Source organism: Chloracidobacterium validum (assembly GCF_018304825.1).
GTDB lineage: Bacteria > Acidobacteriota > Blastocatellia > Chloracidobacteriales > Chloracidobacteriaceae > Chloracidobacterium > Chloracidobacterium validum.
Window position 1 is genome coordinate 861,692 of record NZ_CP072648.1, and the last position, 25,648, is coordinate 887,339.

The following is a 25,648-nucleotide window of genomic DNA, read 5'->3' on the forward strand; positions in this document are numbered from 1 at the left end:
GAACCTTCATGCAGCCCATTCTTTCTGCTGCTCACATGGCCGACGTTGATCGGTTGACCACTGAGCAGTTCGGCATTCCGGGTTTATTGTTGATGGAAAACGCTGCCGTCGGTGCCGTTTTGGCCATCGAGCAACAGTTTGGGCCAATCCAAAGGCGGCGCGTCCGAATCTTTTGTGGCAAAGGCAACAATGGGGGCGATGGCGCGGCGGTTGCGCGTCAACTCTGGATGCGCGGCGCGCGCGTCGAAGTTCTCCTGTTTGGAAAGCGTGAAACCGCCCGCGGCGATGCGCGCGTCAATTTTGACATTGTCGCGCGGTTGGCCGAGGCTTCATCACGGCTCCGCATGGTCGAGGTGCAGAATGAGGCCGAGTTTACCTCGGTTTTGGAAAGCAGTAAGTCCCGTTTCAATCTGCACATTGATGCCCTGTTCGGAACCGGACTCACGCGCGGGCTGGAAGGCCTGTTTGTCAAGGTCGTAGAGTACATCAACAGCACCCGGGCTTATATTCCGGTCTGCGCGCTCGATTTGCCCTCTGGGTTAGCGGCCGATTCGCCGCACCCGGTCGGGGTTCACGTGATTGCCGACCTGACCGTGACATTTACGGCCCCGAAGATCGCCAACATTTTGCCTCCGGCCGGTCATGTCAACGGCAAGTTGCAGGTTGTGGACATTGGCTCTCCACCGCACCTAGCACGTGCAACCGAGCGTCATCGCGCCACCTATTACCGTATTACCGAGCTTGGCGTACGGGACTACCTCATCCGTACCTGCCGGATGCCGGATGCCCACAAGGGCCACCTCGGCCATGTTTTGCTGCTTGCTGGCTCACGTGGCAAAACCGGCGCGGCGGCGCTGTCTGGGGAGGCAGTGTTACGTGCCGGGGCCGGGTTGCTCACGATTGCGATCTCGGCGAGCGCTCAGGCATTGCTGGTGAGTCAATGCTTGCCGGAAGCCATGACGCTGCCCCTGCCGGATGACGGCCAGGGACAGTTGACCGAGGACGGGCTGCAAGCCGCCTTTGCGGCTGCCAACCAGCATACGGTGTGCGCCGTTGGCCCGGGGCTTGGAACCGAGCCGACCACGCGCCGCCTGGTGCAGCGGATTGTGCAGGAAGGTCAAGTGCCAACGGTGCTCGATGCCGATGCGCTCAACTGCTTGTCGCCCTGGCAGTCCGGGCGCGGCACGGCGGAGCGTCCGATCATCCTCACGCCGCATCCAGGGGAAATGGCGCGTCTGCTTGGCGTACCGGTCAATGACATTCTGGTTGACCGGCTGGGCGCGGCGCGGCGACTGGCGACGGCCTATCACCTCTTCGTGGTGCTCAAGGGCTACTATTCGCTCGTTGCTACCCCGGAAGGTGATGTGTATATCAATCCCACCGGCAATGCCGGGATGGCAACCGGTGGCAGTGGGGACGTGCTGACCGGTATCCTCGCCGGACTTCTGGCGCAAACGCCCCACCTGCCGCTCGAAGCAACGTTGGCGGCGGTGTACCTGCACGGCCATGCGGGCGACCTTGCCCAGGAAGCCTTGGGTGAACGGGCATTGGTAGCCTCCGACATCCTGCGGTTCTTCCCGCAGTCTCTCAAGCATCACACCCAAGTGAGCTAACTCGAAAGGAGCCTCACCATGAGCCGGTTACGCTGCCTGTGGCGTCTTTCCTTGTTTGTTGCGCGTTGTTTGTCACGTCATCCCTATTTGGCAACTGCCCAGGAAGCGTCTCGCAAGATGGAACATCAAGTGCCGACCGCACTGGCAGAAAGAGCGTTACGTGTGTCTGTGTTACCGACTGTGGCGTTTTCTTCATGGGTTGCGATCAGATCGCTGCGCGGGTGTCAATGGGTGGCCAGCGTTTTGATCGGGGTGGTGCTGTTCTGGAGCGGAACGGCCGTGGCCCAAACTGCGCTCGCGCCCGAAGAAGCCAGAAAGATGATGACCAACGTCGTCGAGACGTACCGGGGACTGGCGTCCTACCGGGCCACCGTCAAGGTGGGCAGCTCGGTCTTTGGAACACCTGATGCCGAAGTCTTCGTCGGTGTCAAGGACCAGACGCGCCTGGCGGTGACCATCAAAACGGCTGAGGCGGAATGGCGGAGCGTGTATGGACCCGAAGGACTGTTTAGCTACTCGACCAAGGACGCTGGCCGGTACGTCCGGCATCCCATGCCCGACGCCGCCGACGTGACGGTTGAGAAGCTCTATGGTCTGTCTGAGTTGCGGGGTTTGTATTTCACGCTGGATATTTGGTCTGGACAGAACCCGATGGACGCCCTGGCCAATAGTCTTTTGGAAACGACCGTCGCGCGTTCGCCGGATCGGCCACTCACCACCATCACCTGTGTCTTGAAGAATCCGAACGGTCAAGTGGCCTTCACGTTTGACCATGAGCGGAACTGGCTTCAGTCAGTACGCAGTGAGGTACGGACTGGGAAAGGTCCGCCGGTCGTGTTTACGGAAGTGGTAATGGCGTTTGAGCCGATGGCCACCGAAGCCGATGTGGCCTTTGCGCCTCCGCCGACGGCCGAGCGATTTGAGATTCCGGCCCCGCCTGGCAACTATGACCGGGCGCTCAAGCCAGGCGCGAAACCTTTTGCCTTCGAGGCGAAAGACACGAACGGCAAGTCGGTATCGCTGGATGATTACCGCGGCCGCGTCGTGCTGATTGACTTTTGGGCGACTTGGTGCAGCCCCTGCGTCGCCGAGGTGCCGGTTTTGAAGGCCGTTTACGAAAAATACAAAGCCCGGGGCTTTGAGGTGTTGAGCATTTCGCTGGATGATGAAGACACCCAACCGGGGGTGGCGGCTTTCGTCAAGCGGAACAAGATGGATTGGCGTCACATTTGCGATGGGCAGGGTTGGAAAACCCCGATTGCCCAGCGATACGGCGTACGCGCCATTCCATTCACCGTGCTGGTTGGGCGGGATGGTCGCATCACGGCGGTCAACGTGCGGGGTGAGAGCCTCGAACCGGCCGTGAAAGCGGCGCTGGCAAAGTAGTCTTTGTTCATCGCCACACCCCAGGGCCGGGGGTGGCGGCTCACGCTGTTGCTTGACTGGCTTTGGCCTTGAGCCGAGCTTCAACGATTGGCGGGACAAACTGTTTGACCGACCGTCCCAGGAAGAAGATTTCCTTGACCAGCCGTGAACTCACGAAGCTATAGGTATCCGCCGACATCAGAAAAACCGTTTCGATATCGGGTTGCATGTGGCGGTTCATCTGCGCCATTTGGAGTTCGTACTCGTAGTCCGAGACGGCGCGCAGGCCCCGGACGATGCAGTTAGCCTGTTTGCGTTTGGCGAAGTCCACGAGCAGGCCATCAAAGCTTTCGACCTCGATGGTCGTGCGCGTCGTCTCGGCCAGTGGGGCGACGACGGCGCGAATCATCTCGATGCGCTCCGCGACAGTGAAGAGCGGGCTTTTCTGGTCATTGTTGAGAACGCCGACCGTGATGTGGTCAAACAGCGTACAGCCCCGGCGAATGATGTCGAGGTGTCCATTCGTGATTGGGTCGAATGACCCTGGATAGACAGCGCGGCACACGGCACGCAACCCTTTCGAGCTGGAGTTGGGAAAGCCTCTGGACGGTTAGCCAGCCCGTAACTGTATCGCGGCGGGGTAGGGATGTCGAATACTTGTTGGATGACCGGTTGGATGCCCAGGACGCTGCCCGCAAGAACCGACTAGGCGAAAGCCGGGCCTGGTGGGACAATCGTGGGCATTCAGAGAACACCGGCTGCGCGGCGGGCGGCCCTCTAAACTGGGTCATGAGCGAGGCGCGCGGCCCAGGCAAGCTTTGCGCCGTCACGAATGCCGGCTTCCAAGGTGTGGGTTACGTTTGAGCCAGGCGCTGATGCGCCTGTTGCGCGGCGGCCCGCGCCTCTTCCGGAAAGCACAGCCGATGCAACCGGTAGGGACGTAGCCCGGCTACCGCCGCCGAAACTTCGGAAATTTCGCGCAAGCGCGGATTTGCGCGCCCTTCCTCCACCACAATGCGGCGATCCGGCGCATCCGGCGCATAGGGCCCAAAGTAGGGAACGTCGCCGGCGTCGTCTTCCAGTAAGTAACACTCCGGGGCCAGTCCATGCGCAAGCAAAGCGTCGGCAATGGCCGCGCGCAGGTCTGCCCTCTGCTCCGGCGCCAGATCGGAGACATCCAGCGACTTGAACAGCCGCCGTTCCAGAAAGCGCCGCGCCAAGTCGGAAAGCGTCGGGTCGGGTTCGCGCTGCCACTGCTTGATGTGAAACAGCACGTCGGCGTCGTCCAGGCTGAGATACTCCAGCGGCGTCAGCGGGCGCGTCGTAAGAAGCTTGTCCATGGCCGATTCCGGCAGGCGAAACACCAGGCTTCCCGCTGCTGCCAGCGCCACCGCCCGCCGAAACATCGCTACCAGCATGTTTTCGGCCGCGCGCAGCGCATGGTGAAAATAGACCCGGCGAAACATGTGGTAACGCGCAAAGAGGTACTCTTCGACGGCTAAAACGCCGCGCGCCCGGACGATCAACTGCCCAGTAGCGGCGTCCACCGCCAGGGCATTCAAAATCCACGGCAGGTCGTAGCATCCATAACTGACGCCGGTCATGAGGCTGTCGCGGAGCAGGTAGTCAAACCGGTCACAGTCGAGTTGCGACGCCACCAGTTGGGCCACGAACCGGGGCTGAAACGCGCCGGCCATCAGGTGAGCCAATCGCTCCGGCAGGGTCGGTTCATGGGCGGCAAGAATCCGGTGAACGGCGGTTTCTGGACTCAGCAGAATGCGCGCCGTCCAGTCCTCGTGCCGCTGGCCGAGAACCTTTTCCATGACGTGTGAAAACGGCCCATGCCCAAGGTCGTGCAGGAGCGCTGCCGCGCGCGCGCAAAGCCGAACCTCAGCCTCCAGCGCCACACCGCTGCGCTGCAAAGCGTCGAGCGCCAGGGTCATCGTGTGCATCACACCCAAACTGTGCGCAAAACGGCTGTGCTCGGCGCCCTGGAAGGCAACAAACGCCAGGCCAAGCTGCCGGATGCGGCGCAGTCGTTGAACCTCTGGCGCGTCAATCAGCGCCATCAACAGGCGGTCGGACGGCTCCTCGCGGTCAAGCGTAATGATGCGGTGTACTGGGTCACTGTATCGGCGCGGCGCCATAGATAACGCCCCCTTTCAATGCGCCGGTCAGCGCTCAGTAGTCAAACCCGTTCTTCCGAATGCGGATCATCGGCTCCCCGTCGGTGGTGACGTCTCCGGCCACGACCTCGCCCAAAAAGAGCACGTGATCGCCGGCAGTCACCTCCTGCCGGAGAACGCAATCCAGGTAAGCCATCGCTTCGGGAATCACCGGCACGCCGGTCACGGCCGGTTCATGCGCAATCCCTTCAAAGGCCGGCTCGTCGAGTGGGAAGCCCTTGGCAAAGTGCGCCACGAGCTTACCATTCTGCTTGTGACAAACATTGACGGCAAACGCGCCGCTTTCCCGGATGCGCGTCAGAATCGGTCGCCCCTGCCGAACGGCCGCCATAATCATCGGCGGATGAAAACTCACCTGCTTGATGAATGACGCCAGCATGCCAGTGGCTTTGTCGCCCGCGCCGGTCGTAAGAATGAAAATGCCGCTGGAAACACGTCCCAGCGCTGCGCCAATGGCCGCCTGATCGGTGATTCGCGCCGTGTCGGTCATGCCTGTTTACTCCTTGGAACGAAATGATTAAACGTCGCCCGACAAGATTTTCGTTGTGCGCCGGGGCATGGATTGAGTACGCTAGGGGCACCTCTGTGCTGAAGCATCGTTTCCAAACGGCGTCCCCGACACAACCCAAAATCGCGTCCGACCCTCACCACGCCCTGGCTCCGCCTCGTCGAGATGGATGCGACCGTTAGTTTTTCGTGCGAGGTACGCAGTCGTTATGAGCGAATCCACTACCCTTCCGCCTGTCACTGAACGCGGCTTTACAAACTTGATGATCACCGGTTTTGTGTACCCGATGACGGTCTTGCCGGTGACGCCGCTCCTGGGAATTTACCGTTCCGGCAAGGAAACCTACCGCTTCCTTGAAAGTACGCCCTTTGGCAGCAATGATCTCGTTCGCCTGGCAGTAACCGTCTTGGCCACACCGTTTGTGGCGCTGGTCATGCTCTGGCCGTTCGGGATTATCGAGGGAACCGAGTTGATTTCCAACCAAGTCGCCCGCCTCGGCCTCGACAAAGCCGTGGAAAACACCATCCACGGGGTTGCCGACAGCGTCTTTGGTACCATCGGCTCACTCCTTCCAAAAGAGTAAATCCAAACGCATCAGCCGTTGGGCAACACTGGCGCGGGTGGCTCATCCCTGCGCCAGTGCGTGCCGGCGGGCGCGGACGGCCTGAGCCAAGTCCGCCAGCAGGATTTCTGTTTCTTCCCACCCAATACAGGCGTCGGTAATGCTCTGCCCATAAACAAGCGGCTGACCGGGAACATGGGCTTGCTTCCCCTCGACGAGGTGGCTTTCGAGCATCGTCCCGATAATCGCACGATTTCCTTCGGCGACTTGCGCCATCACGCTCCGGCACACCACCGCCTGCCGCCGATGGTCCTTGGCTGCGTTGGCGTGGCTACAATCAATCATAATGCGCGCCGGTAGCCCTGCGCTCTCCATGAGCTGTACGGCCTCGGCGACATGATGAGCATCGTAGTTCGGCGTCCGCCCGCCGCGCAGAATGATGTGGCAGTCAGGGTTGCCGGTCGTGCGGAAAAGTGCCGAACGCCCATCTTTCGTGTGCGACAGGAAGGCATGCGGCTCGCGCGCCGACCGAACGGCATCCACCGCGATTTGAATGGTGCCGCCGGTGCCGTTCTTGAAACCAACCGGACAGGATAACCCCGAAGCCAACTCGCGGTGGGATTGGCTTTCTGTCGTGCGCGCCCCAATCGCGCCCCAACTGACGAGTTCGGCGGTGTATTGCGGCGAAATCAAATCCACGAACTCACTGCCGGCCGGAACACCCATTTCGGCGAGCTGGACAAGCAACTGGCGCGCCAGCCGCAGCCCCTGTCGCACGTTGAACGTGCCGTCCAGACCCGGATCGTTGACCAGCCCTTTCCAGCCAACGGTCGTGCGGGGCTTCTCGAAATACACCCGCATGGTCACAACCAGGTAGTCGGCATACTCCTGGCACAGAGGCCGTAGCCGCGAGGCATATTCAAGGGCGGCTGCGGGATCATGAATCGAGCACGGACCAACCACAACCAACAGGCGGTCGTCGTCGTGGTGGAGGATCCGTTTGATGGCTTCACGAGTGAAATAGACGGTTTGGGCAGCCTGGTCGCTGATCGGGAACGCTTCACGCAGTTCGTCTGGTGTCGGTATTGCCTCAAACGATTGGATACGAACATCATCGAGTAGGTGGCGCATGGCGGAAAAAGCCCTAAGCAATACTGAAGCAATGACTCGTGGGGGCTTGGGAAACTAAACTCTCACAACTGGCAAAGGTAAACAACACATCGCCGTCAGTGACCCGTTCCGCGCTCACCTTCCGCGCTGGGGCGGTCAGAGCGCCGGAGCCACTGCTGATAGACTTGTCGGCGGGGCAGCCCGTAGCGCCGCGCCGTCTGTTTGACGGCTTCCATCGCACTCAGTCCCTCCTGGGCGACAAGCCGGGCGACTTCGGTCATCAGCGCCGCTTCACTCGGCGGCGGGAGCGCCTCGGCGGTTTTTCCGGCGATGAGCAGTACCAGTTCGCCACGCGGGGGCGTGGCCTCGAAATGGGCAAGGATGTCCGTGAGCGTGCCCCGCACATAGGTTTCATGCAGCTTGGTGATCTCGCGCGCGGCCACGGCCGGGCGTTCGCCCAGAACCACCTGGGCGTCGCGCAGGAAGGTCTGGAGACGATGGGGGGCTTCGTAAAACACGAGCGTGACTGGTTCATCTGCCAGGGCTTCGAGCGCCATCCGTCGCGCATTGGCTTTGGCTGGAGGAAAGCCGACAAAGCGAAACCCTTCCGTTGGCAGCCCGGACGCGCTCAACGCCGTGACCGCCGCGCACGCGCCCGGCAGCGCGGTGACCGGTAGCCCCTCGGCAAGAGCAGCTTGAACCAAGTGCGCGCCGGGATCGGAGATCAGTGGCGTTCCGGCATCGCTGACCAGCGCCACGGAGAGTCCGCTTCGCAATCGCTGGAGCAAGTCGCGCGTTCGGTCGCGCTCGTTGTGCTCGTGATAGCTCACCGTGGGCGTGGTGATGCCGTAGTGGTGCAAGAGGTGGCGCGTCCGGCGGGTGTCTTCGCAGGCAATCAGGTCGGCTTCACGTAGCACCCGGATGGCGCGGTAGGTGATGTCTTCCAAGTTGCCAATGGGCGTGGGAACGACGTAGAGCGGCATCGGGCGTCAGGCGCGCAGAAAGCGTTTGGCAAGCTGGTTGAACTGCGCGGCCTGCTCGTCGTGCGGAAGCAGCGCGCAAGCGTCGAAGAGCGCCAGTTGCGCATCTGGCTTCCGCGCCAGAAAATCTTCAGCCTGGCGCGCTGGCGTCGTCCGGGCCTGCTTGCCCCATACCAGTTGCACCGGATGGGAGAGCCGCCCGAAGCGGTCGCTGACGTCACAGTTGGCCATGCCCGTCAGAAAAGCGACCGGCGCATATTTGGCATTGTTGGCGCGCATCGTCCGGTAGAGATAATCCGCGTGCTCTGGCGTGAAGCACGCCGGATTGTGAAAGCCCTGCGTCGTCATGAAGTAGCGGATGACCGGGCGGGTCCTCAGGAGTCTGAAAAGCAGAGTTCCAACCGGTGAGAACAAGATGGTACGCAGGGCACGCCGTAAGCGCGTCGGGCGCTCATCGGCCAGGGCCCGAATCCCGGTCGGCACAATGAGGATGAGCTTCTCAAACAGTTCCGGGGCCAGGCTGGCGGCCCGGATGACATAGGCTGCCCCCAGTGAACTGGCAATCACATGGCAGGGCATCCCAATTCGGTCACGGCAGAAATCTAGGATGAAATCCACATACAGCGGTGCCGTGTAATCCATCCGCCGCCGTTCCGATGCCCCAAAGCCGGGCAAGTCTGGGGCAATGACGTCGAAGGCGTCTTCCAGTCCAAGAAAGACCCGGCGCATCTCATAGGCTGAAGCCGCGGCGTTGAGGCTGTGAACAAGCAGGACTGGCGGGCCGTCACCGCGGCGGGCGTAGTGAATGCGCTGACCGCGCCACGTCCAGATGGACGTCAGCGCATTCACGGGTGGTTCAGCGAGTGACGACATAGGGTGATGACTACTTCAGCTTGTCGAACTCGGCATCATCCATCTCGAAGTTAGTGGAAATCTTCTGTACGTCATCGTGATCGTCGAGCGCGTCATAAAGCTTGAGCATCTGCTGGGCATCCTTGCCTTCGAGCTTGACCAGTGTCTTTGGGACGCGCGTCAGATCGGCCGAGAGGGTCGGTATGCTGGCTGACTTCAGCGCCGTCAGGACGCTCTCGAAGGCTTCCGGTTGGGTTTGAATTTCCCAGTAGTCGCCCAGGTCGCGCAGGTCTTCGGCACCGGCACCAACCGCAATCTCGAAGAGTTCTTCTTCGGACTTCACATCCTTGTCGAGGGTGATGACGCCCTTGGGATCAAACAGCCAACTGACACTCCCGGATTCACCCAGATTCCCACCATTCTTGGAAAAGAGGTGCCGCAGCTCGCTCACCGTGCGGTTTCGGTTGTCGGTGGCGGCTTCAAGTAAAATCGCCACACCGGCCGGGCCGTACCCTTCATAAACGATTTCTTCGTAGGTCGCCCCTTCGATCTCACCTGTGCCGCGCTTGATTGCGCGCTCAATGGTGTCGTTCGGGATGTTTTCAGCCTTGGCATCCGAGATGGCTTTGCGCAAGCGCGGGTTGGCGGCCGGATCGCCCCCGCCAACCCGCGCCGCAACGGTCAGCTCCTTGACCAGCCGCGTCGTAATCTTGCCGCGTTTGGCGTCGAGCGCGCCTTTTTTGTGTTTGATGGTGTGCCATTTACTATGACCAGACATGACTTTTGGTCTTCCTCAGCAAAACGATGTTGAAAAGGTGGTCCGTGAATTCGACTTTAGCATGGCCAGCAGGGTCACCGCTCACAACGGCGAGCCGGCGGGCGCGGCGCACAGCCGTCGCTCCCGCGGGTTTGCGGCGCGCTTGGCGCATCCTTGGGTTCAACTCTGTGGTTGAAAATATGGTGGGAGGTGGTGCTTCTCGTCGGGGATCAACCGTTGGTGGCTGCCGCTGTACTTGGCAGCCGCGGTGGCGGCGCGTTCCGTATAGCGTTCACGGATTTGTAAAATCTTGGGCAAAATGGACTTAAATGTTTCAACCAAGTCAGGGTCGAAGTGCTTGCCACTTTGGCGGTCGAGTTCAGCAATGACATCTTCGACCGGCCAGGCCTGCTTGTAAGGACGCTCCGTCGTCAGCGCGTCGAAAACATCGCAGAGCGCCACGATCCGTCCGACGATAGGAATCTCCTCGCCCTTGAGACCCTGTGGATAGCCTGAGCCATCCCACTTTTCATGATGCGACAGGGCAATCTCCATGGCCATTTGCATCAGCGGCGACGTGGAGCCGCTAAGAAGTTCCGCGCCAATGGCCGCATGCGACTTCATCACCTCCCATTCTTCCGCCGTAAGCTTGCCTTCCTTGAGCAAAATCCGGTCGGGAATGCCAATTTTGCCAATATCATGCATCGGGCTCGCGTGAAGCAGCATTTCGCAGGCTTCTTCTTTCCAACCAATCGCGCGGGCCAGTTCGGCACAGTAATGACTCATGCGAATGACATGCATGCCGGTCACGTTGTCCCGGTATTCGGCGGCCCGTCCCAAGCGGCGCACAATTTCGAGTTGTGTCTCGCGGAGCTGGTGGGTGCGCTCGCGCACCTTTTCTTCAAGATGCCGGTTCTGTTCGCGGACATCGTTGTGCAGTAGCCGCACCTCAATCATGTTGCGGATGCGCGTCAGTGCTTCGATGTGCTCAAAGGGTTTGCTGAGAAAGTCGCGGGCGCCAGCCTCAAGGGCGCGAAGCCGGGTGGCGTGGTCGGGTAGTCCAGTCAACACCAGCACCGGAATGTACGAATCCCGCTCAATCTCACGGAGGTCTTCCATGACCTGAAAACCATTCCGATGCGGCATGTGGAGGTCGAGCAGCACTAGGTCGGGCGACAGTTCACGGTAGAGTTCCGCAACCTGTCGCGCATCCGTCGTGCTGAAAACCCGGCGGTAGCCAGCTTCCGCGAGCAGATTTTCCAGTAGCTTGATGTTTAGTTCGAGATCGTCAACAACAAGAATCCGAGCGTCCCGAATGCGCGCCTCATCCATGGTTTTCAGCTCTCTTGCGGGCGAAGCGCTGTCTCTGGGTTTGGCGCAACTCGCCCACGGGGGAATGCTTCAGTCGAAGCGGAGTGTGAACGGTAAACGTGCATATACACCAAGTGGGTCGTTGAGTGCAGCCAGTGCTGCCGTTTCAGTCCACAGGCGCTCCAACTCGCGCTGGAGGGGCCCCTGCACCAGGCGGTCTGGCTCTTCATCGGCGAATATCTTGGCAAGTTGTTCCGCGAAGTTGCGTCGCTTTGGATATTCGGCAATCTTCCAGTCAGCGCCAAGCTTGGCCAACTCACTGGCCGCCTGGATGGCGGCTTCCATCCCCCCAAGCTCGTCAACCAGTCCAAGCCGCTTGGCTTCGGCGCCAGACCAGACGCGCCCCTGGGCAATCTCCTGGACGGTTTCCTTGGGCAGTTTCCGGGCCTCGGCCACGCGGGACAGGAATTCGTCATAAATCCGGTCCACATTGGCTTGAATGAGTTTGAGTTCATCGTCGGTCTTGGGACGGGTAATCGTGCCCAAGTCAGCGTAGCGGTTGGTTTTGGCCGTGTCCCACTTCACGCCGTAGTCACCGGCGAGCTTTTGAATGTTGGGTAAAATGCCAAACACACCAATCGAGCCGGTAATGGTGTTTGGAGCGGCAAAGATTTTGTCGCTGGCCGTTGAAATCCAATACCCGCCCGAAGCCGCAACCGTTCCCATCGAGATGACAACCGGCTTGCCGGCGGCGCGGATTTCCGCCAGTTCGCGCCGAATCACTTCTGACGCCAAGGCGCTGCCGCCAGGGCTATTGACGCGCAGGACAAAGGCTTTGATTTGGTCATCCTGCCGGAGCTTGCGAAGCTCCTTGGCGAGCCGGTCACCGCCGATCTGGCCATCGCTGCCCGGTCCGTCCACGATATCCCCTTCGGCATACACCACGGCGATGATGTTGCGCGAGGTGCGCTCCATGCCCAGTGAGCGCCGTGACACCCGCGCATAGGTCGCCAAATTGACCTGGCGGAACGGTTCGTTCGCGTTGGTGACCCCGCTCAACTTGCGCAGATCGGCCAGCACCTGATCGAAATAGGCCGTTTGATCCACAAGTTTGGACGCCACTGCATCCTCGCCAACTAGAACGGCTTTTTCATTGGCCAAGCGCTGGATGTCGTCGGGCGTCAGTTGGCGGGCGGCAGCGACGCTGCCGACAAACTCGCCCCACACATCATCGAGCAACTTCTGCGTCTGTTCGCGGCTTTCGGGACTCATCTTGTCGAGGATGAGCGGCTCAACAGCCGACTTGTATTTGCCGACGCGCGTCACCTGGATGCCCACGCCATACTTTTTGAAGGCGTCCCCGAGAAACATCATTTCCGAGGCCAAGCCGTTCATTTCAATGGCGCCAAAGGGGTTGAGGAAAATTTTGTCGGCGACCGACATCAGGTAGTAGTCCCGCTCGCTGTACACTTGGTTGTAGGCGTAAATCGGCTTCTTGGAGGCTTTGAAGCGGAGGAGCGCTTCGCGGACTTCGCGCAGCGCAGCAAAGCCGGAGCCGTAGCCTTCGGTCGCAAGGTTGCCGTGGAGGTAAAGCCCCACCACGCGCTTATCGTTCGTCGCCTTGTCGAGGCAGTCCAGTGCCGTACTCAGCGGCAAGACGCGCCCGCCACTGCCGCGCAGGAGCCGCTGAACATCCACCTCGCGGCCGTCGTCACTGGGCGCGATGTCGGAAATCGTCGCCGAAAGATCAAAGACGAGAATGGTTTTGTCCTGGACGGTAGGGTCGCTGCTACGCCCACCCGACAGCGAGGCGAGTGAGGCCAAGAGCAAGAGCCCGACCCCAACGATGAGTCCGAAAAAAATCAGCGTACCGGTCAGGCTGGCAAAAACATACTTCAGAAAATCTCGCATCTGACTCGTTTCCCTCGCTCCACGTGAACTAGCTATGAACCCGGCCACGGCATCCGCGAAAGACCGGCAGCGCCTGAGCCAAGTTTAGTTGCGCGGACTATACAGGTGACGACTCACCGCTGCCGAATAAAGTTGGCAAGTTTGGCATAGACCTCGCGCAACGTATCGGGTGGGGGTAAGAAAACGATGCGGAAGTAGCCGTCGTGCGGATTCAGCCCAAAACCAGAGCCATGGACAAACAGCACGCCGGTGGCCCGCAGGAGCGCCAGCACGAAGGCTTCGTCAGTTTGTCCCTTCAAGTCTTCGACCTGTCCCATGACATAGAATGCCGCCTGCGGCGCGACACAGTTCACGCCCGGAATCGCGTTCAGCAGTTCAACCGTGATGGTTGCCCGCAGCTTCATTGCTTCAATCAGTCCCGGCAGATGCTGTTGATCCGCCAGTGCGGTTGGGAGCACCTGTTGCGTCGGGAGTGGGCTGCAAATCCGAGCCTCAGCAATCTTGCGGGTAGCCGCGATGACGTCACCAAAGCGCTGGGTGTTGGTGTAGGTCATCCAGCCAACGCGCCAACCGGGAACAAGATGTGATTTGGAAAGGCTTTCCAGGGTGACGACCGGCACATCCATCCCGGCGGCAAGCTGCGCCATCGGTGGCGGTGGCGGGCCGTAGGTCAATCGGCAGTACACTTCGTCAGCAATGACGACCAACTGATGCTCTTCGGCAATGGTCAGCAGCTCCATCAGCAGTCGGGCATCGTAAACCGAACCACAGGGGTTGTTGGGATTGATGATGACGATGGCGCGGGTGCGCGGCGTGATCTTGGCCCGAATGTCGTCCGGGTCGGGCGTCCACCCCTGCGCCGGGTCAAGCCGATAGTAGTTTTCACGCGCGCCCAGCTTGGCCGTAATCGCCGTGTAGAGCGGATACGTCGGGCAGGGGGTAAGCACGTCGTCACCGGGTTCAAGGAGCGCGCTCAGGAGCATGTCGGCGGCTTCCGACGCTCCGGAACTGACCACCACATCGTCTGGGGAAAGATAGACCCCACGCGCTTCGGCATCCCGAACGATGGCTTCGCGGGCCGCCACGGTGCCAACGGAGGGCGCATAGCCGTTGTGCCCCTCCCGGACGGCGCGCGCCATGGCTTCCATCAGGGACGCCGGCGGCTGCAAGCCGTACAGGACCGGATCGCCGATGTTGAGGTACGTGACCGAACGCCCTTCGGCTTCGACGGCCTTGGCCGCCGCCACAATGTTGCGAATCGCATAGTTGTAATTTTTCGTCCGTTCGGCCGGACGAAACAGGGTCGCCGTCGTCATCATGCTTTACCTCACGGCAGCCGCATGTGCCAAACCGCTGCCGAAATTCTTACAAGCCATAGCCTGGATGGCTACGTTGTAGCGAAATCGTGCTCTAATCGCAACTGACGACCTTGGTTGTCCTGTCATGAGAGACAGGTTCCGGAACGGTTTGCGCGACCGTTCCGGAACGTCTCCCCGAAAAGGACCGTCCTACACAACAAGCGAGCTTTCGATTTGGTTGAGCTTGTGCCGCGCGAGCGCCAAATTGCCGGTGTCTTTTTTGATGGCAACGTAAAAAAACAGATTCGGCGCACTTTTGACCATTCTGATGAGGTGGTACTGGGTGTCGAGCGTAATGAGAATGTCCTCAACCGTTTCCTTGAGGTTGAGGTTTGCGACAGCTTTCATCTTGGCGCGGACAACCTCGGTGTTGCCGGCGGCTGCGATTTCGAGATTGTACGTTGGCGTGCCGCCGATGGTGCCAAGGCACATGCCGCTTTTCCAATCGGCGAGCGCCGCGCCAATGCAGCCTTCGATGTCCATGACTGCCGTGAGTGATTCCTTGATGTTAGCCATGTTGTAGGTCTCCTGTGAGGTGGTTGTGGATTGGCGAGGACTTGCCTCGTCCATCGAAAAAGGTTCAGTTAGGGTCGCCTGGGGAACAGTTCCTTCGCGCTGTTGCTCGTCGAAAAGGCGGTGAGCGTCGAGCAGCAACTGGTCAAGGTCGGCATGAACCGTGCGTTGAGAAGGTCTGGCTGCCGGGTGCAGCGCAATCTCCGGGCTTTCCCACGCGACGATGACATGGGCAGCCGCCTCGCCCTGCAAGTCGCCCACCACCGCATGGACAACCTGCCCCTGTTCAAACCATAGCTCGCCAACTTGGGCGGCTTGACGGATGACCAGGCGGCAGGACTTGCGCTCGAGGCCCAGAAGCTGAAGGAAGCTGGAAAGGCTAATCCCCTGCAAATAGCCGCCAGCGCGCTGGGCAAGCGCCTGGCGCAAGCTGTTGGCAAGTGCCTGGAGGTCAATCGGCTTTTCAATGTAATCGGCAATCCCATGCCGACGAACTCTGCGTTCGATATCCGCCGTGCCAAAGGCCGTCATCACAATGACGGCCGGTGGCGCTGGTCGTTGTGTCAACTGCGCCAGCAACTGAAAGCCATCCACGACCGGCATTTTCAGGTCGGTTACCAGAGCGTCCACTGGAGATCGTTCAAGCTGGTGCAGGGCTTCTTCGCCGTGGTGGGCCTTGAGAAAGGTGACGCCCGGAAGCGCAGCGGAAAGCCCCTCAACCACACTGTCGAGGAAGAATGACTCGTCATCTACGATGAGCACGGTAGGCATGGTCGGCATCTCAGGGATGAACTGGCTGCCTTACCTATGGGCAACTGCCGTGCCACCTTTTCCCCAACGCGCAAAAAAGGCGTCAACAGGTTGTAGAGCAAGTACTTAGACTTTTTGCAGCGGTGATGTGACGCGCGCTTGCCAGAGCCGCGCTATGTCAACCTGACATAGCAAGCTGAAACGAGTGTTCACTTTTGCACAGATTCGGAGCCAAGCGGGACAGGCTATGGCGTAGCGCGTTGCGCGCCAGGCGGTGGCGTGAACTCAAAAAGCGATTCCGGCAGAACCGGATTTTCAACGATATTTGAGAGCAGGAAGTCGTCGCGGTCGCCGGTGGCGCTCAACAGTGCAATGCGCGTCAACTCAAAGTTGGTCGGGTGGCACTCTACCAAAACGGCGGTCACAAGCTCGATTCGTTCGCGCGGCGTCAGTCGCAGCACGACGTACCCGGCGCGCGTAGGCGGGTCGGCGGCACGTTCCACACGAGTGAACAGCCGCGCGGCGCGCTGGTCGCCAAGGAGGAACAAAAACGGCGTGCGTGGGTCGCGGCTGGCGCGAACCGGCTCAACGGTGTAGCGCTGCCGTGTCGCGCTGTAAAAGTAGGTTTGCTTGCCATCGCACAAAAACTGCTTGACGTTGGGAGCCGCGTAGTCCCAGCGCATCCGGCCGTTGCGTTTGAGCGCGAGCGTCCCCTGTTCGCGCAGCGTTTGCCGTCCTTGGTGAACCTGGATGAAATCAGCCGTCAGCGCCTTGAGCCGTCCGTAGCGCCGCAGGACACCGGCCAGCAGTTCGCGGGCGTCCTCCGGCGCGGGCCACGCCGCGTGGCTCACGGCCGACCGACCGGCCAGATTCCAGCCCACGGCGAAGCTGCCGCCGGCCCAGAGCGACTGGACAAGAAACCGCCGCCGCGCCGCACAGTCACCACTTGCAGCGCGGGCGCTACTTTTTGCGCTTACCATTGTTGCCCCCTGGCTCGACATAGCTCCGGCGGTATTGGAGTTCCAACCGCTTGTTGTCGGGCTTGCCGTCGCCGTCAATATCCACCAGGACTTCAATCTTCCGGCGCTTGCCTTCGCGGCGCGGGTTGGTGGGTTCATAGCCGATGCTGTATTGGTTGCGCAGCAGCGCGTCAATCGAGCGCAGGGTGGTCGGCAGTTCACCCACAAAGGTCACCGGGAAGTAGCGCCCGCCGGAGCTATCGGCAAAGGTGCGAAGTGTGTTGAACGCCTGGAGAAAGGTCAGGTTGGTTTCCGGCGACAGGCGTGGGTCGTTGAGCTTGTAAAAGAGGTTGCCGATGCCAATGCAATAGACCGGCACGCCGGCGTTTTCGACAATCTTGCGCGCCTGGTCGTAGTTGATGCGGCTAAAGGTATCAATGCCGAGTGCGATGAGCAGAATGGCCGTGCGTCCCTGGACTTCTTCCAATCCGGTGTAATCCTCGCCGTCGAGCTTCCCGCCCTTGATGACAAACTTCAGCGTATCGAACAGGTTGCTTTCGGTGAACGCCGGGAAGTTGCGATACAGGAGCGCGATGCTCGACCGCAGTACGGCGGGGTCATTCGTGAAATCGGTGAGAACTTTTGGGCGAATGTCAAAGGGAACAATCGAGATGTAGTCGTTGGCCCGGACAAAGCGCTCGATGAACTGGGCAGCCGGTTCGAGCACTTCAAAGACCAGCGGGCCGATGACCCGGCTATACTCCAGGATCATCACCAGCGTAATGGCGCTGTCGCCAACTTGAAAGTTGGTGATGTCCTGCTTGACCCCATCTTCCAAAATCGTGAAGTTGGCCGGCTTGAGGTCGGTAAAGATGCGGCCGGTTTTTTTGTCGTAAACGACGACTTCCAAGTTGACGACATCGGTGGACAACACAATGATGTTACCTTCATCATCCGTGGTTGGGGCTTTGGTCGGAGGGCGACGGCGTGGTGTCCCCATGGGGCGGTTTGGGTCTTGCCCGTCCTGGGCGGCATCTCTGGGCGGCGCTGCCGGTTTCTCATCGGGAAGTGTCCGGTTGGGTTTGTCGTTTTCTGGGGATGGTGGAGGTGTTTTGCGAGTTGCGCCCGATTGCGCCTGGGCGGTCCGTGGCGGCACGACAGCCGGCAAGCCAACGGAAATAAGGCACAAGATGATGGCGGCGTAACGGCCGGAGCCATAACCAAGGGACTGCATCAGGTTCACGTCACTACCTCCAAATCAAAGATTCTCTTGGGTTTGTCGCAGGACTCGCCGCCGGCGTTGCCTGTTGTCGCCCCAGTTCCTCTTTTGTCACACCGGACCGGAAACGACAAGTGCCGCAAGTTCAGGGCATTAGGCGCGGGTTGTGGCGCGCAGCCAAAACAACGCCAGCCAGGCGCCACCGGCGGCGACCCAGAAGGGAGCCGTTGGGTCGAGTTTTTCCCAGAGCAGTCCGGCAGTGGTACTGGCCACTACCACGCTCAGACTCGCCAGCATCGTTTGCAGGCCAATCGCTGCGCCCCGTTGCTCGGGTGGGACAATCTCTGCAATCCAGGCCTTGCTGACGCCTTCCGTTGCGGCGGCATAGAGTCCGTAGATAGCAAAGCACACCCAGGCCTGCCAGGCTTGGGTAAGCAGCGCAAAGCCAACGTACACGGCAGCGTATAACCCAAGCCCCCAGCCGATGACCCGCCGTTTCCCCAAGCGGTCGGCAAGGTCTCCAGCCGGGTAAGCTGCCAGCGTATAGACGGCGTTGTAAAGCACATAACCACCAATGGCAGCGGTGTCTGAAAACCCCGCCTGCTTGGCTTTGAGAATGAGAAACACGTCGCTGCTGTTGACCAGTCCAAACAATGTCAGAGCAATTACAAGGCGGCGGTAGTCGGGTGGCGACTGCTTCCAGTACGACAGCACTGCCAGGGGAGCAAAGCGCCGCGACGAGGCCGGCTGGAAGGGCACGTCTTGGACGCGCCACACGCACAGCACAGCCAAGATGCCGGGCAGAAAGGCCAGAAGAAACAGGGTTGCATAGTCACCTGGCCGTAAGGCGAGAAAAGCCAGCGCGGCCAATGGGCCCAGCACGGCCCCGGCAGTATCCATGGCGCGGTGAAAGCCGAAAACACGCCCCTGCGCGCCAATCGGAGCATGGCTTGCCAGCAGCGCATCGCGTGGGGCGCTGCGCAGTCCCTTACCCAGCCGGTCGGCCAGTCGGCCGAGTGCCACCGCCGAGGCCGCCGGCCACAGTCCGGGAAGCGGTTTGGAAAATGCCGACAGCGTGTAGCCGGCGCGGACAAACGGCGCGCGCGTTCCAAGCCGGTCTGACAGCGCCCCAAAATACCCTTTGAGAATCCCCCCCATGCCCTCGGCCAGGCCTTCCAGCAGGCCAACCAGGATCAACGACGCGCCCAGGGGACCGGTCAGATAAAGTGGAGCAATGGGGTACAGCATCTCGCTGGCCATGTCGGTCAATAGACTGACCAGGCCAAGCAGAATAATCGGCCGGGAGATTGGGCGCTGGGCAACCATCAGAGTTCAAGCTGGAAGGGCGTGAAGTCAACGCTGTCGGCGCTGACGAGCTGGATGCGTGTCCGTCCGAGTCGCCCAGTGAAGGCGGTGGCAATTGCCGCGCCGTGGAGATGACCATACACGCACCAGTCGGCTTCGTAAGCTTCCAGCAACTGGGTAAATCCGCTTGGCTCGTGCCGCGCATTCATTGGTGGGTAGTGCAACATGACCACCAATCGGTCGAAATTCGCCCGTTGTTGATGGGCAGCCTCCAGCCCAAGGCGCAGTCGGCCGACTTCGCGCTCATAAATTTTCCAATCCTGAGCCGTGTACGCTTGACGCGGCTTCTCACGACGGATGACCGCTTCCTGCCGCTCAAACGCATCCGTGCTCGGTTCATCGCCCGGACACTGCCAGCCGCGCGTGCCCACAAAGGCAATCCGCTGGATGATGACACAGTTGGCTTGCAAGGGGATCACCGAGGAGTCAACCAACGCCCGCACCTTGGATAGGGAATGCCACCAAAAGTCATGATTGCCACGAATGATGAGCTTTCGTCCGGGAAGACGGGCAATCCAGTCGAGGTCAGGGCGAACATCGTCGCTGCGCATCGCCCAGGACAGATCGCCGACGAGCAGGAGTAGGTCGTCAGGCGTGCCGATCCGCGTCCAGGCCGCGGCAATTTTGTTGGCGTGATCGCGCCATTGCTCCCCGAAGATGTGCATGGGTTTGGGTTTGGCAAAGGACAGGTGAGGGTCGCCGAGAGCAAACACGCGCATAGGCCGAAGTACTTGGTCAGCGAGCCGAAACTGATAGCCCACCGATTTGATCAAACTTTTTCACGTCCCAACGTCTCAAAATGACGTAGCTTCTATGAGAAAGCAGGCTTTTTAAGAAAATTTGGTTGAAATTACCGCAATGAAGTAATGAAATCCTGGGTGGCATTCCGTAAGCTAGCCCGGTGATCAGGCATCATCGTTCGTTTCGTTATTATTGAAACAAAACATGTCACAAACAACACTGCCGCCGCTTGGGACTTCTTCATCGTCCACCGCTGTCCCGTTTGTTCGTTCACTCCTACCTTCGGTTAGCGACACGACGTTTCACTCACTCGGCCACGTGGTCATTGCCGGGCTTCTGCTCTTTGATGCCCTGGCAGCCACCGGATCGCTGGCCGCTGGCATTTGGATTGCCTCGACGTTCTGGCAGGTTGAGCCATCTTTCACGCCTTATGTGCCTTTTTTGCCAACCCTGCTCATCGTGCGGTTGCTGACGCTGCGGCACTACGGACTCTATCGGCTGCGGGGGGCATTTCGATACTCCGATGACCTCCTTGGCGCTTTCAAGGGGGTCTCGCTTGGTTGCATCTATGGCTTTGTCACCCTACTGTTTTTTCACCGGGGCATTCTTGACCAGCCGTTGTTTCTATCGCGGGTCGTCTTTGTTTGCGACTGGGCATTGATGCTGTTTCTGGTCGTCGCCAGCCGGGTCATGCTGCGCCAGGCGCAGTCCTGGGTGCGCAATGAAGGCCATGATTTGATCCCAGCCTTCGTCGTTGGTGCCGGCGAGGAGGCGCGTGTCTGCATCGCTGAAATCAACGAGTCGCCGCGCCTGGGCTACAAGGTGCTGGGCGTGCTGGCAACCGATGACCGCGTTTCCGACCTGCCGGATATGATCGAGGATGTGCCCGTCATCGGCACGTTCGACGACCTGCCGGAGCTGGCCCGCGCGCTGGGCATCAAGGAAGTCCTGATTACGGACGCCCATCTGCACCCACGGCGCATTTTCAACGCCATGATGAACGCCGGGCGGAAGCACCATCTCAACTTCCGTGTCGTGCCCAGTCTGTTTAACTGTCTGCCGGAAAAAACGCAGATTGAGCAACTCGGTTCGCTGCCGATGATCCAGCTTTTCCGCGATCCACTTTCGGGGATCAATCGGTTTCTCAAGCGGGGGCTGGATGTGATTGGCGCTGCTGTGGGTCTGATTGTGTTGTCACCCGTGCTGGCGCTCATCGCCATTGCCATCCGCCGCGAATCACCAGGCCCAATTTTCTACCGGCAAGAGCGTGTTGGCATGGATGGACGGACGTTTCAAATGCTCAAGTTCCGCTCGATGTATGCTGACGCCACGGATGAAATTCATCGGCGACTCATGGTTGAGACCATCAAGTATCCCTCCCGTGCCAATCGAGGAACGCGCGGGAAGCCACTCTATGGCAAGGTGTTCAACGACCCACGGCTGACCAAGGTCGGAAAGTGGATTCGCCGCTACAGCCTCGATGAACTTCCAAACTTGTGGAACGTCCTCAAGGGCGAGATGAGCTTGGTCGGTCCGCGTCCGCCAATCCCCTATGAAGTGGCCGAGTATCAAGACTGGCACCGCACCCGTTTCAGCGTGAAGGGCGGCGTGACCGGGTTGTGGCAGGTCTCTGGACGCAACCGGCTCACCTTCGAGCAGATGGTGCGACTGGATGTGTACTACATTGAAAACTGGTCGCTGTGGCTCGACATCAAGATTCTGCTGCGCACCATCCCGGTTGTGCTTCGGGGTGACAACACGTACTGAGGCAACACAGGCTAGCCTTCAGATAGAACCTTCAGATAGAACTTTCCGCGGACAGCACCCTGCTCCTCGCATAAGCAATCGCGCGCGCACCAATGCAGAACGTTCTAGAGCCACCGCCACCGCTTACGGTTTCCGCCCTGACTGCACAGATTCGGCGGCAACTAGAACGTGAGTTTGGCGAAGTCACTGTCGAAGGTGAGCTTTCAAACTTCGTTGCGCATACATCGGGCCACTGGTATTTCACGCTCAAGGATGCCCAGGCGCAAATCCGGTGCGCCTGCTGGAAAGGCACCAACTACCGGATTCGCTTTCGCCCGCAAAATGGCCAGCATGTCGTTTGTCGGGGGCGAATAACCGTCTATGCGCCAAAGGGTGAGTACCAGCTCACGGTCGAAGCCATGTCGCCGGTGGGCGTTGGGGCGCAGCAGATGGCCTTTGAACAGCTCAAAGCCAAGCTCAATCTGGAAGGGTTGTTCGCGCCAGAGCGCAAGCGCCCGTTACCGCTGATTCCGCGTCGCATTGGGATTGTGACCTCGTCCACCGGGGCTGCGCTTCACGATATCCTCAACGTGCTGCGTCGGCGAAACGATGGGGTAAGCGTTTTGCTTTACCCGGCGCCGGTCGAAGGCGTTGAAGCTGCGCCCCACATCGCGGCCGGCGTTCGGTGGTTCAGCGAGCACAACGACTCAGGCTTTCCAGTGGATGTGCTCATCGTGGGGCGGGGCGGTGGGAGCGCCGAGTCACTGTGGGCGTTCAATACGGAGGAAGTCGCGCGGGCCATTGCCGCTTCTCGCATTCCGGTGATTTCGGCTGTCGGGCATGAGATTGACGTCACCATTGCCGACTTTGTTGCCGACCTGCGCGCCCCAACACCTTCGGCCGCGGCCGAGATGGTGGCGGCGCGGCGTGGCGATGTGCTGGCGCATGTGAACGCGCGTGCCTCGGCATTGGCCAAGTCCATGCGGATTCGATGGCTACAAGCACGAAACAGAACGGAGTCCCTGGCCCACCACCCGGCATTTGCTGACACGCAGGCGCGCTTGCGCGACACGGTGCAGCAGTGCGATGAGCTGACGCTGGCCCTCCAGTTGGCAATACAGGGGAAGCTACGACTCGCAAGTTCGCGTCTGGAGCAACACGCGGGGCGTCTCCACCGTTACCCGTGGGAAACGACGCTTCAGGTTAGCCGCCAAGTCGTTGACAGACAGGTTGGCGCGCTGGTCAATGCTGCTCGGTTGCGGATGACGCGCGAACAGCACCGTCTGGGGCGCGCTCTTGCCCGGTTGGAAGCTCTGTCGCCCCTGCGGGTGCTGGCGCGGGGTTACGCGGTGGCGCAGCATCCTGATGGGCGCATCGTCCGCTCGGTTGATGACGTTCAGCCCGGTCAACCCCTGCGCATTCGCCTGGCGGACGGCTACCTGCACGGACGAGTTGAAAGCGTCGGGTCGCTGCCCGACGCCGAGGACGCGCCCCTGCGCCCGTAGGCTTTACTCATAGGACGTTGGTTTGTCTGGGCTGGTCAGCGCCGGCCAGCCGCCGCTCTGGAAACGCCATTCGCCGCTGGCGTAGGTCGTGACACGATTGCCGCCGGCGCGTTTGGCGGCATACATCATTTTATCAGCACGCACGGTGAGTTCTTCCGCCGATTCTCCGGCGTACTCGACAATGCCAAAGCTGACGGTCACTTCGCCGTCGAAGCGCTCAAAGACGCCTCGGCAAATCCGTTCGCCAACGCGCCGGGCAGCTTCGGCCGGTGTTTCAGGCAGAATGAGAACGAACTCGTCGCCGCCATAGCGAAACGGTAAATCCACTTGCCGTCGGATGACCGACTGCACGAGTTGCCCGACCCAGCGCAGGAGCTCATCCCCGGCAACGTGGCCGCGCGTGTCGTTGAAGCGCTTGAACCCGTCTAAGTCGAAGTAGCATAGCGCAAAGGTCGCATCGCGGCGCTGCGCGCGCGCAATTTCACGCGGCAACAGGTCTTGGTAGTAACGTTTGTTGTAGAGTCCGGTCAGCTCGTCCGTAATGCTGAGTTTGAGCAGTTGTTCCTGCTGGGCGCGGCGTTCGGTGACATCAAGCAGCACGAACAAAAAACCCTCGCTGCGCTTGGCCCGTAGCCGGTGAACCGACAGGCTGGCATAAAAACTCTCGCCGTTACGACGTTTGAGTTCCACATCGCCTTCGCCAAAGCGAACCGATTGCCCGGACAGAAGTCGGTCCAGGTCGGACGCGATGCTCGAATCCTGAAAAATCGGCGTGATGGATTGCCCGACGACTTCCTTGTCATCGTAGCCAAACATCATTTCCGCACCACGGCTGAACGTTACAATGTGTCCGGCGGGATCGGTTGAGATGATGGCCGTGTCCACCGCGACATCGAGCACGGTTTGCAGGTATTCGTGCTCGGCCTGAGCTTGGTGGTAGAGGCGCGTGTTGCGGATCGCGGCCGAAACTTGCAGCGCAAGGTCCTCGGCGATGGCGCAGTCATCCTCGTCGAAGGCGTTGAGGCGCGCGCTTTCAAACTCCAACACGCCCTCGACCCGACCTTCCAGCCAGATGGGCGTCGCAATCTTGGAGCGCGACAGCGTTGAGTGCCCACACCAGTCTGGCAACTGCCGCAAGTCGCGGCACAGAATCGTTTCACCGCTTGCCATCACCTCTTGAATGAGGCCGGCGTTGCCCTGCACCGTGGTGGTAATGAAGCTCGTTCTTTCTTTCAGCGTTGAAGCGATGTGAAAGTTTTCGCCCTTCGGGCCCGTCAAATACGGCGTGTAAATCGCGACCACCTCGCACTCCATGTAGCGCTGCACCTGCTCGACGATGTGATCAATCACCGTCTCGAGGTCAAGGTTCCGCATCATTTGCCGTGTGACTTCATTGATCAGAAAAACCTGTTCGCGCTTGCGTTGGACGGCGTGGTGCTGAAGTGCGTTGTCGGCGGCTTGGGCAAGATGGCGGGCCAACTGCCGCAATCCATCCACTTCTGCAGCCTTGAGCTTGATGCGGCGTGGGTAGCTCAGCATGGCGACGCCCCGCCAGCGACCGCCCTGCCGCAAGTTCAGGTGGAGGCGGTTGTCATCGGCGTAGGTCAGCGTATCGTCCGTTGCCGATAGGGCATCGATTTCGGAAAGGACAGTCTCAGTCGGAAGGGGTTGGATGACCGGTTCGCCGGTGGGTGACAGACCGGCGCTGTAGCCAAAGCGTCCACCTTCGCCAGCAACCAGTAGTCGAATCATGGTGCACGGGGTGATGTGAAACAGGGCGTCAATGGCTGTGCGCGCCAGTGTCGCGAGGTCCAGGCTGGCATGAAACCTCAGGGCCAAGTCGCTGATGGCACTTGGCGAGAGCGTTTTGTCGGCTTCTTCCTCACGGCGCTCCGCGCGCGCAATGGCGCGGCGCAAGCGGTCGCCGGTGAATGGGGGCGTCAGGAGCTGGGTAACGCCTTCACTCCTGGCCCTGGCTGCCAGCGCCGTGTCGTCATTTGGCAGGCATCCCACAATCGGAAGTTGCGGATTGACCTGGTGAATGTAAGCCAAATGGCCCCACGTCACCGGGTCATCCTCTAGCGCAAGCAAGACGACATCAAACTCATATTCGGCCATCAGGGCAATGAGTGATGTTCCATCCGCTGCGACCGTCAGTTGCAGCGTCCGACTTCGCTGAAGCAAGGTCTCCAGCGCGTCCCCTGCCAGTGTGGGAGCCGGCACGAACAAGACCTGCTTCTTGAACTCCACACGCGACATCTGGATGGTGGCAGGCGCGGGCATGAATGACGACGAAAAATGCAAGGTGATGCGGGCGCGCCGGTAGTGTAAGCGAAG

At 60.3% G+C, this 25,648-nt stretch carries 21 protein-coding genes; 5 read left to right on the plus strand and 16 right to left on the minus strand.

Features of this window, described 5'->3' with window-relative positions; genetic code table 11:
- The first annotated feature begins 8 nt into the window (after nt 1–8).
- Together J8C06_RS03670 and J8C06_RS03675 are read left to right on the plus strand one after the other, a co-directional pair.
- Nucleotides 9–1,613 (plus strand): NAD(P)H-hydrate dehydratase, encoded by a 1,605-nt coding sequence (locus tag J8C06_RS03670; protein WP_211429437.1) that lies wholly within the window; start codon nt 9–11, stop codon nt 1,611–1,613.
- Between the two features lie 231 nt (nt 1,614–1,844).
- On the plus strand, nt 1,845–2,999 hold the full coding sequence (locus tag J8C06_RS03675; protein ID WP_211429438.1) for a peroxiredoxin family protein: 1,155 nt from the start codon (nt 1,845–1,847) through the stop codon (nt 2,997–2,999).
- Nucleotides 3,000–3,039: 40 nt separating this feature from the next.
- On the opposite strand, the gene coaD is transcribed toward J8C06_RS03675, so the two are convergent.
- From coaD to J8C06_RS03690, 3 genes are all read right to left on the minus strand, one after another.
- Nucleotides 3,040–3,543, minus strand: coding sequence for a pantetheine-phosphate adenylyltransferase (coaD, locus tag J8C06_RS03680; RefSeq protein ID WP_211429439.1), 504 nt, complete (start codon nt 3,541–3,543; stop codon nt 3,040–3,042).
- 289 nt (nt 3,544–3,832) lie between these two features.
- Nucleotides 3,833–5,125, minus strand: a complete 1,293-nt coding sequence (locus J8C06_RS03685; protein ID WP_211429440.1) for an HD domain-containing protein — start codon at nt 5,123–5,125, stop codon at nt 3,833–3,835.
- 34 nt (nt 5,126–5,159) lie between these two features.
- Nucleotides 5,160–5,654, minus strand: a complete 495-nt coding sequence (locus J8C06_RS03690) for a flavin reductase family protein (RefSeq protein WP_211429441.1) — start codon at nt 5,652–5,654, stop codon at nt 5,160–5,162.
- A gap of 226 nt (nt 5,655–5,880) precedes the next feature.
- On the opposite strand from J8C06_RS03690, the gene J8C06_RS03695 reads away from it, so the two are divergent.
- Nucleotides 5,881–6,255 carry a hypothetical protein gene (locus J8C06_RS03695; protein WP_211429442.1) on the plus strand — a complete coding sequence of 125 codons (375 nt, stop codon included), beginning with the start codon at nt 5,881–5,883 and terminating at the stop codon, nt 6,253–6,255.
- A 42-nt stretch (nt 6,256–6,297) separates the two neighbouring features.
- Here the strand turns inward: J8C06_RS03695 and J8C06_RS03700 are convergent, their stop codons facing one another.
- The 12 genes from J8C06_RS03700 to J8C06_RS03755 form a co-directional block, all read right to left on the minus strand.
- Entirely contained in the window at nt 6,298–7,365 is a 1,068-nt protein-coding gene (locus J8C06_RS03700) for a 3-deoxy-7-phosphoheptulonate synthase (protein WP_211429443.1), read from the minus strand.
- 95 nt (nt 7,366–7,460) lie between these two features.
- Nucleotides 7,461–8,327 (minus strand): 16S rRNA (cytidine(1402)-2'-O)-methyltransferase, encoded by an 867-nt coding sequence (gene rsmI / locus J8C06_RS03705; RefSeq protein WP_211429444.1) that lies wholly within the window; start codon nt 8,325–8,327, stop codon nt 7,461–7,463.
- Between the two features lie 6 nt (nt 8,328–8,333).
- On the minus strand, nt 8,334–9,197 hold the full coding sequence (locus tag J8C06_RS03710; protein WP_211429445.1) for an alpha/beta fold hydrolase: 864 nt from the start codon (nt 9,195–9,197) through the stop codon (nt 8,334–8,336).
- A 10-nt stretch (nt 9,198–9,207) separates the two neighbouring features.
- Nucleotides 9,208–9,954, minus strand: coding sequence for a YebC/PmpR family DNA-binding transcriptional regulator (locus tag J8C06_RS03715; RefSeq protein ID WP_211429446.1), 747 nt, complete (start codon nt 9,952–9,954; stop codon nt 9,208–9,210).
- A 159-nt stretch (nt 9,955–10,113) separates the two neighbouring features.
- Nucleotides 10,114–11,265 carry an HD domain-containing phosphohydrolase gene (locus J8C06_RS03720; protein WP_211429447.1) on the minus strand — a complete coding sequence of 384 codons (1,152 nt, stop codon included), beginning with the start codon at nt 11,263–11,265 and terminating at the stop codon, nt 10,114–10,116.
- 69 nt (nt 11,266–11,334) lie between these two features.
- Nucleotides 11,335–13,155 (minus strand): signal peptide peptidase SppA, encoded by a 1,821-nt coding sequence (gene sppA / locus J8C06_RS03725; RefSeq protein ID WP_211429448.1) that lies wholly within the window; start codon nt 13,153–13,155, stop codon nt 11,335–11,337.
- Nucleotides 13,156–13,268: 113 nt separating this feature from the next.
- Nucleotides 13,269–14,474: an aminotransferase class I/II-fold pyridoxal phosphate-dependent enzyme gene (locus J8C06_RS03730; RefSeq protein WP_246602076.1), complete on the minus strand. Its 1,206-nt coding sequence runs from the start codon at nt 14,472–14,474 to the stop codon at nt 13,269–13,271.
- Between the two features lie 189 nt (nt 14,475–14,663).
- A complete protein-coding gene (locus tag J8C06_RS03735) occupies nt 14,664–15,797 on the minus strand; it encodes a response regulator (protein ID WP_211429449.1) in 1,134 nt (377 codons plus the stop codon).
- A gap of 224 nt (nt 15,798–16,021) precedes the next feature.
- Nucleotides 16,022–16,756 (minus strand): LolA family protein, encoded by a 735-nt coding sequence (locus J8C06_RS03740; RefSeq protein WP_211429450.1) that lies wholly within the window; start codon nt 16,754–16,756, stop codon nt 16,022–16,024.
- Nucleotides 16,737–17,969 carry a VWA domain-containing protein gene (locus J8C06_RS03745; protein WP_246602096.1) on the minus strand — a complete coding sequence of 411 codons (1,233 nt, stop codon included), beginning with the start codon at nt 17,967–17,969 and terminating at the stop codon, nt 16,737–16,739. Before J8C06_RS03745 ends, J8C06_RS03740 begins: the two co-directional genes overlap by 20 nt.
- Before the next feature lie 138 nt (nt 17,970–18,107).
- Nucleotides 18,108–19,280 (minus strand): MFS transporter, encoded by a 1,173-nt coding sequence (locus J8C06_RS03750; RefSeq protein WP_211429452.1) that lies wholly within the window; start codon nt 19,278–19,280, stop codon nt 18,108–18,110.
- A complete protein-coding gene (locus J8C06_RS03755; RefSeq protein WP_211429453.1) occupies nt 19,280–20,038 on the minus strand; it encodes a metallophosphoesterase in 759 nt (252 codons plus the stop codon). The genes J8C06_RS03750 and J8C06_RS03755 overlap by 1 nt, the downstream gene beginning before the upstream one ends.
- Nucleotides 20,039–20,264: 226 nt before the next feature.
- Between J8C06_RS03755 and J8C06_RS03760 the strand changes: the two genes are divergently transcribed.
- Both J8C06_RS03760 and xseA read left to right on the plus strand, forming a co-directional pair.
- Nucleotides 20,265–21,827: a sugar transferase gene (locus J8C06_RS03760; protein ID WP_211429454.1), complete on the plus strand. Its 1,563-nt coding sequence runs from the start codon at nt 20,265–20,267 to the stop codon at nt 21,825–21,827.
- 92 nt (nt 21,828–21,919) lie between these two features.
- A complete protein-coding gene (gene xseA / locus J8C06_RS03765) occupies nt 21,920–23,311 on the plus strand; it encodes an exodeoxyribonuclease VII large subunit (protein WP_211429455.1) in 1,392 nt (463 codons plus the stop codon).
- A 3-nt stretch (nt 23,312–23,314) separates the two neighbouring features.
- Here the strand turns inward: xseA and J8C06_RS03770 are convergent, their stop codons facing one another.
- Nucleotides 23,315–25,594: a diguanylate cyclase domain-containing protein gene (locus tag J8C06_RS03770; protein WP_211429456.1), complete on the minus strand. Its 2,280-nt coding sequence runs from the start codon at nt 25,592–25,594 to the stop codon at nt 23,315–23,317.
- Nucleotides 25,595–25,648 lie beyond the last annotated feature (54 nt).

What these genes read in the sequence shown, in the direction of transcription:
- J8C06_RS03670 (WP_211429437.1), top strand. Translation starts at nt 9, where the DNA reads ATGCAGCCCATTCTTTCTGCTGCTCACATGGCCGACGTTGATCGGTTG.
- J8C06_RS03685 (WP_211429440.1), bottom strand. Translation starts at nt 5,125, where the DNA reads ATGGCGCCGCGCCGATACAGTGACCCAGTACACCGCATCATTACGCTT.
- J8C06_RS03750 (WP_211429452.1), bottom strand. Translation starts at nt 19,280, where the DNA reads ATGGTTGCCCAGCGCCCAATCTCCCGGCCGATTATTCTGCTTGGCCTG.
- J8C06_RS03745 (WP_246602096.1), bottom strand. Translation starts at nt 17,969, where the DNA reads ATGCAGTCCCTTGGTTATGGCTCCGGCCGTTACGCCGCCATCATCTTG.
- J8C06_RS03740 (WP_211429450.1), bottom strand. Translation starts at nt 16,756, where the DNA reads ATGGTAAGCGCAAAAAGTAGCGCCCGCGCTGCAAGTGGTGACTGTGCG.
- J8C06_RS03690 (WP_211429441.1), bottom strand. Translation starts at nt 5,654, where the DNA reads ATGACCGACACGGCGCGAATCACCGATCAGGCGGCCATTGGCGCAGCG.
- J8C06_RS03720 (WP_211429447.1), bottom strand. Translation starts at nt 11,265, where the DNA reads ATGGATGAGGCGCGCATTCGGGACGCTCGGATTCTTGTTGTTGACGAT.
- J8C06_RS03700 (WP_211429443.1), bottom strand. Translation starts at nt 7,365, where the DNA reads ATGCGCCACCTACTCGATGATGTTCGTATCCAATCGTTTGAGGCAATA.
- J8C06_RS03730 (WP_246602076.1), bottom strand. Translation starts at nt 14,474, where the DNA reads ATGATGACGACGGCGACCCTGTTTCGTCCGGCCGAACGGACGAAAAAT.
- J8C06_RS03710 (WP_211429445.1), bottom strand. Translation starts at nt 9,197, where the DNA reads ATGTCGTCACTCGCTGAACCACCCGTGAATGCGCTGACGTCCATCTGG.
- xseA (WP_211429455.1), top strand. Translation starts at nt 21,920, where the DNA reads ATGCAGAACGTTCTAGAGCCACCGCCACCGCTTACGGTTTCCGCCCTG.
- rsmI (WP_211429444.1), bottom strand. Translation starts at nt 8,327, where the DNA reads ATGCCGCTCTACGTCGTTCCCACGCCCATTGGCAACTTGGAAGACATC.
- J8C06_RS03715 (WP_211429446.1), bottom strand. Translation starts at nt 9,954, where the DNA reads ATGTCTGGTCATAGTAAATGGCACACCATCAAACACAAAAAAGGCGCG.
- J8C06_RS03770 (WP_211429456.1), bottom strand. Translation starts at nt 25,594, where the DNA reads ATGCCCGCGCCTGCCACCATCCAGATGTCGCGTGTGGAGTTCAAGAAG.
- J8C06_RS03760 (WP_211429454.1), top strand. Translation starts at nt 20,265, where the DNA reads ATGTCACAAACAACACTGCCGCCGCTTGGGACTTCTTCATCGTCCACC.
- sppA (WP_211429448.1), bottom strand. Translation starts at nt 13,155, where the DNA reads ATGCGAGATTTTCTGAAGTATGTTTTTGCCAGCCTGACCGGTACGCTG.
- J8C06_RS03755 (WP_211429453.1), bottom strand. Translation starts at nt 20,038, where the DNA reads ATGCGCGTGTTTGCTCTCGGCGACCCTCACCTGTCCTTTGCCAAACCC.
- J8C06_RS03735 (WP_211429449.1), bottom strand. Translation starts at nt 15,797, where the DNA reads ATGCCTACCGTGCTCATCGTAGATGACGAGTCATTCTTCCTCGACAGT.
- J8C06_RS03695 (WP_211429442.1), top strand. Translation starts at nt 5,881, where the DNA reads ATGAGCGAATCCACTACCCTTCCGCCTGTCACTGAACGCGGCTTTACA.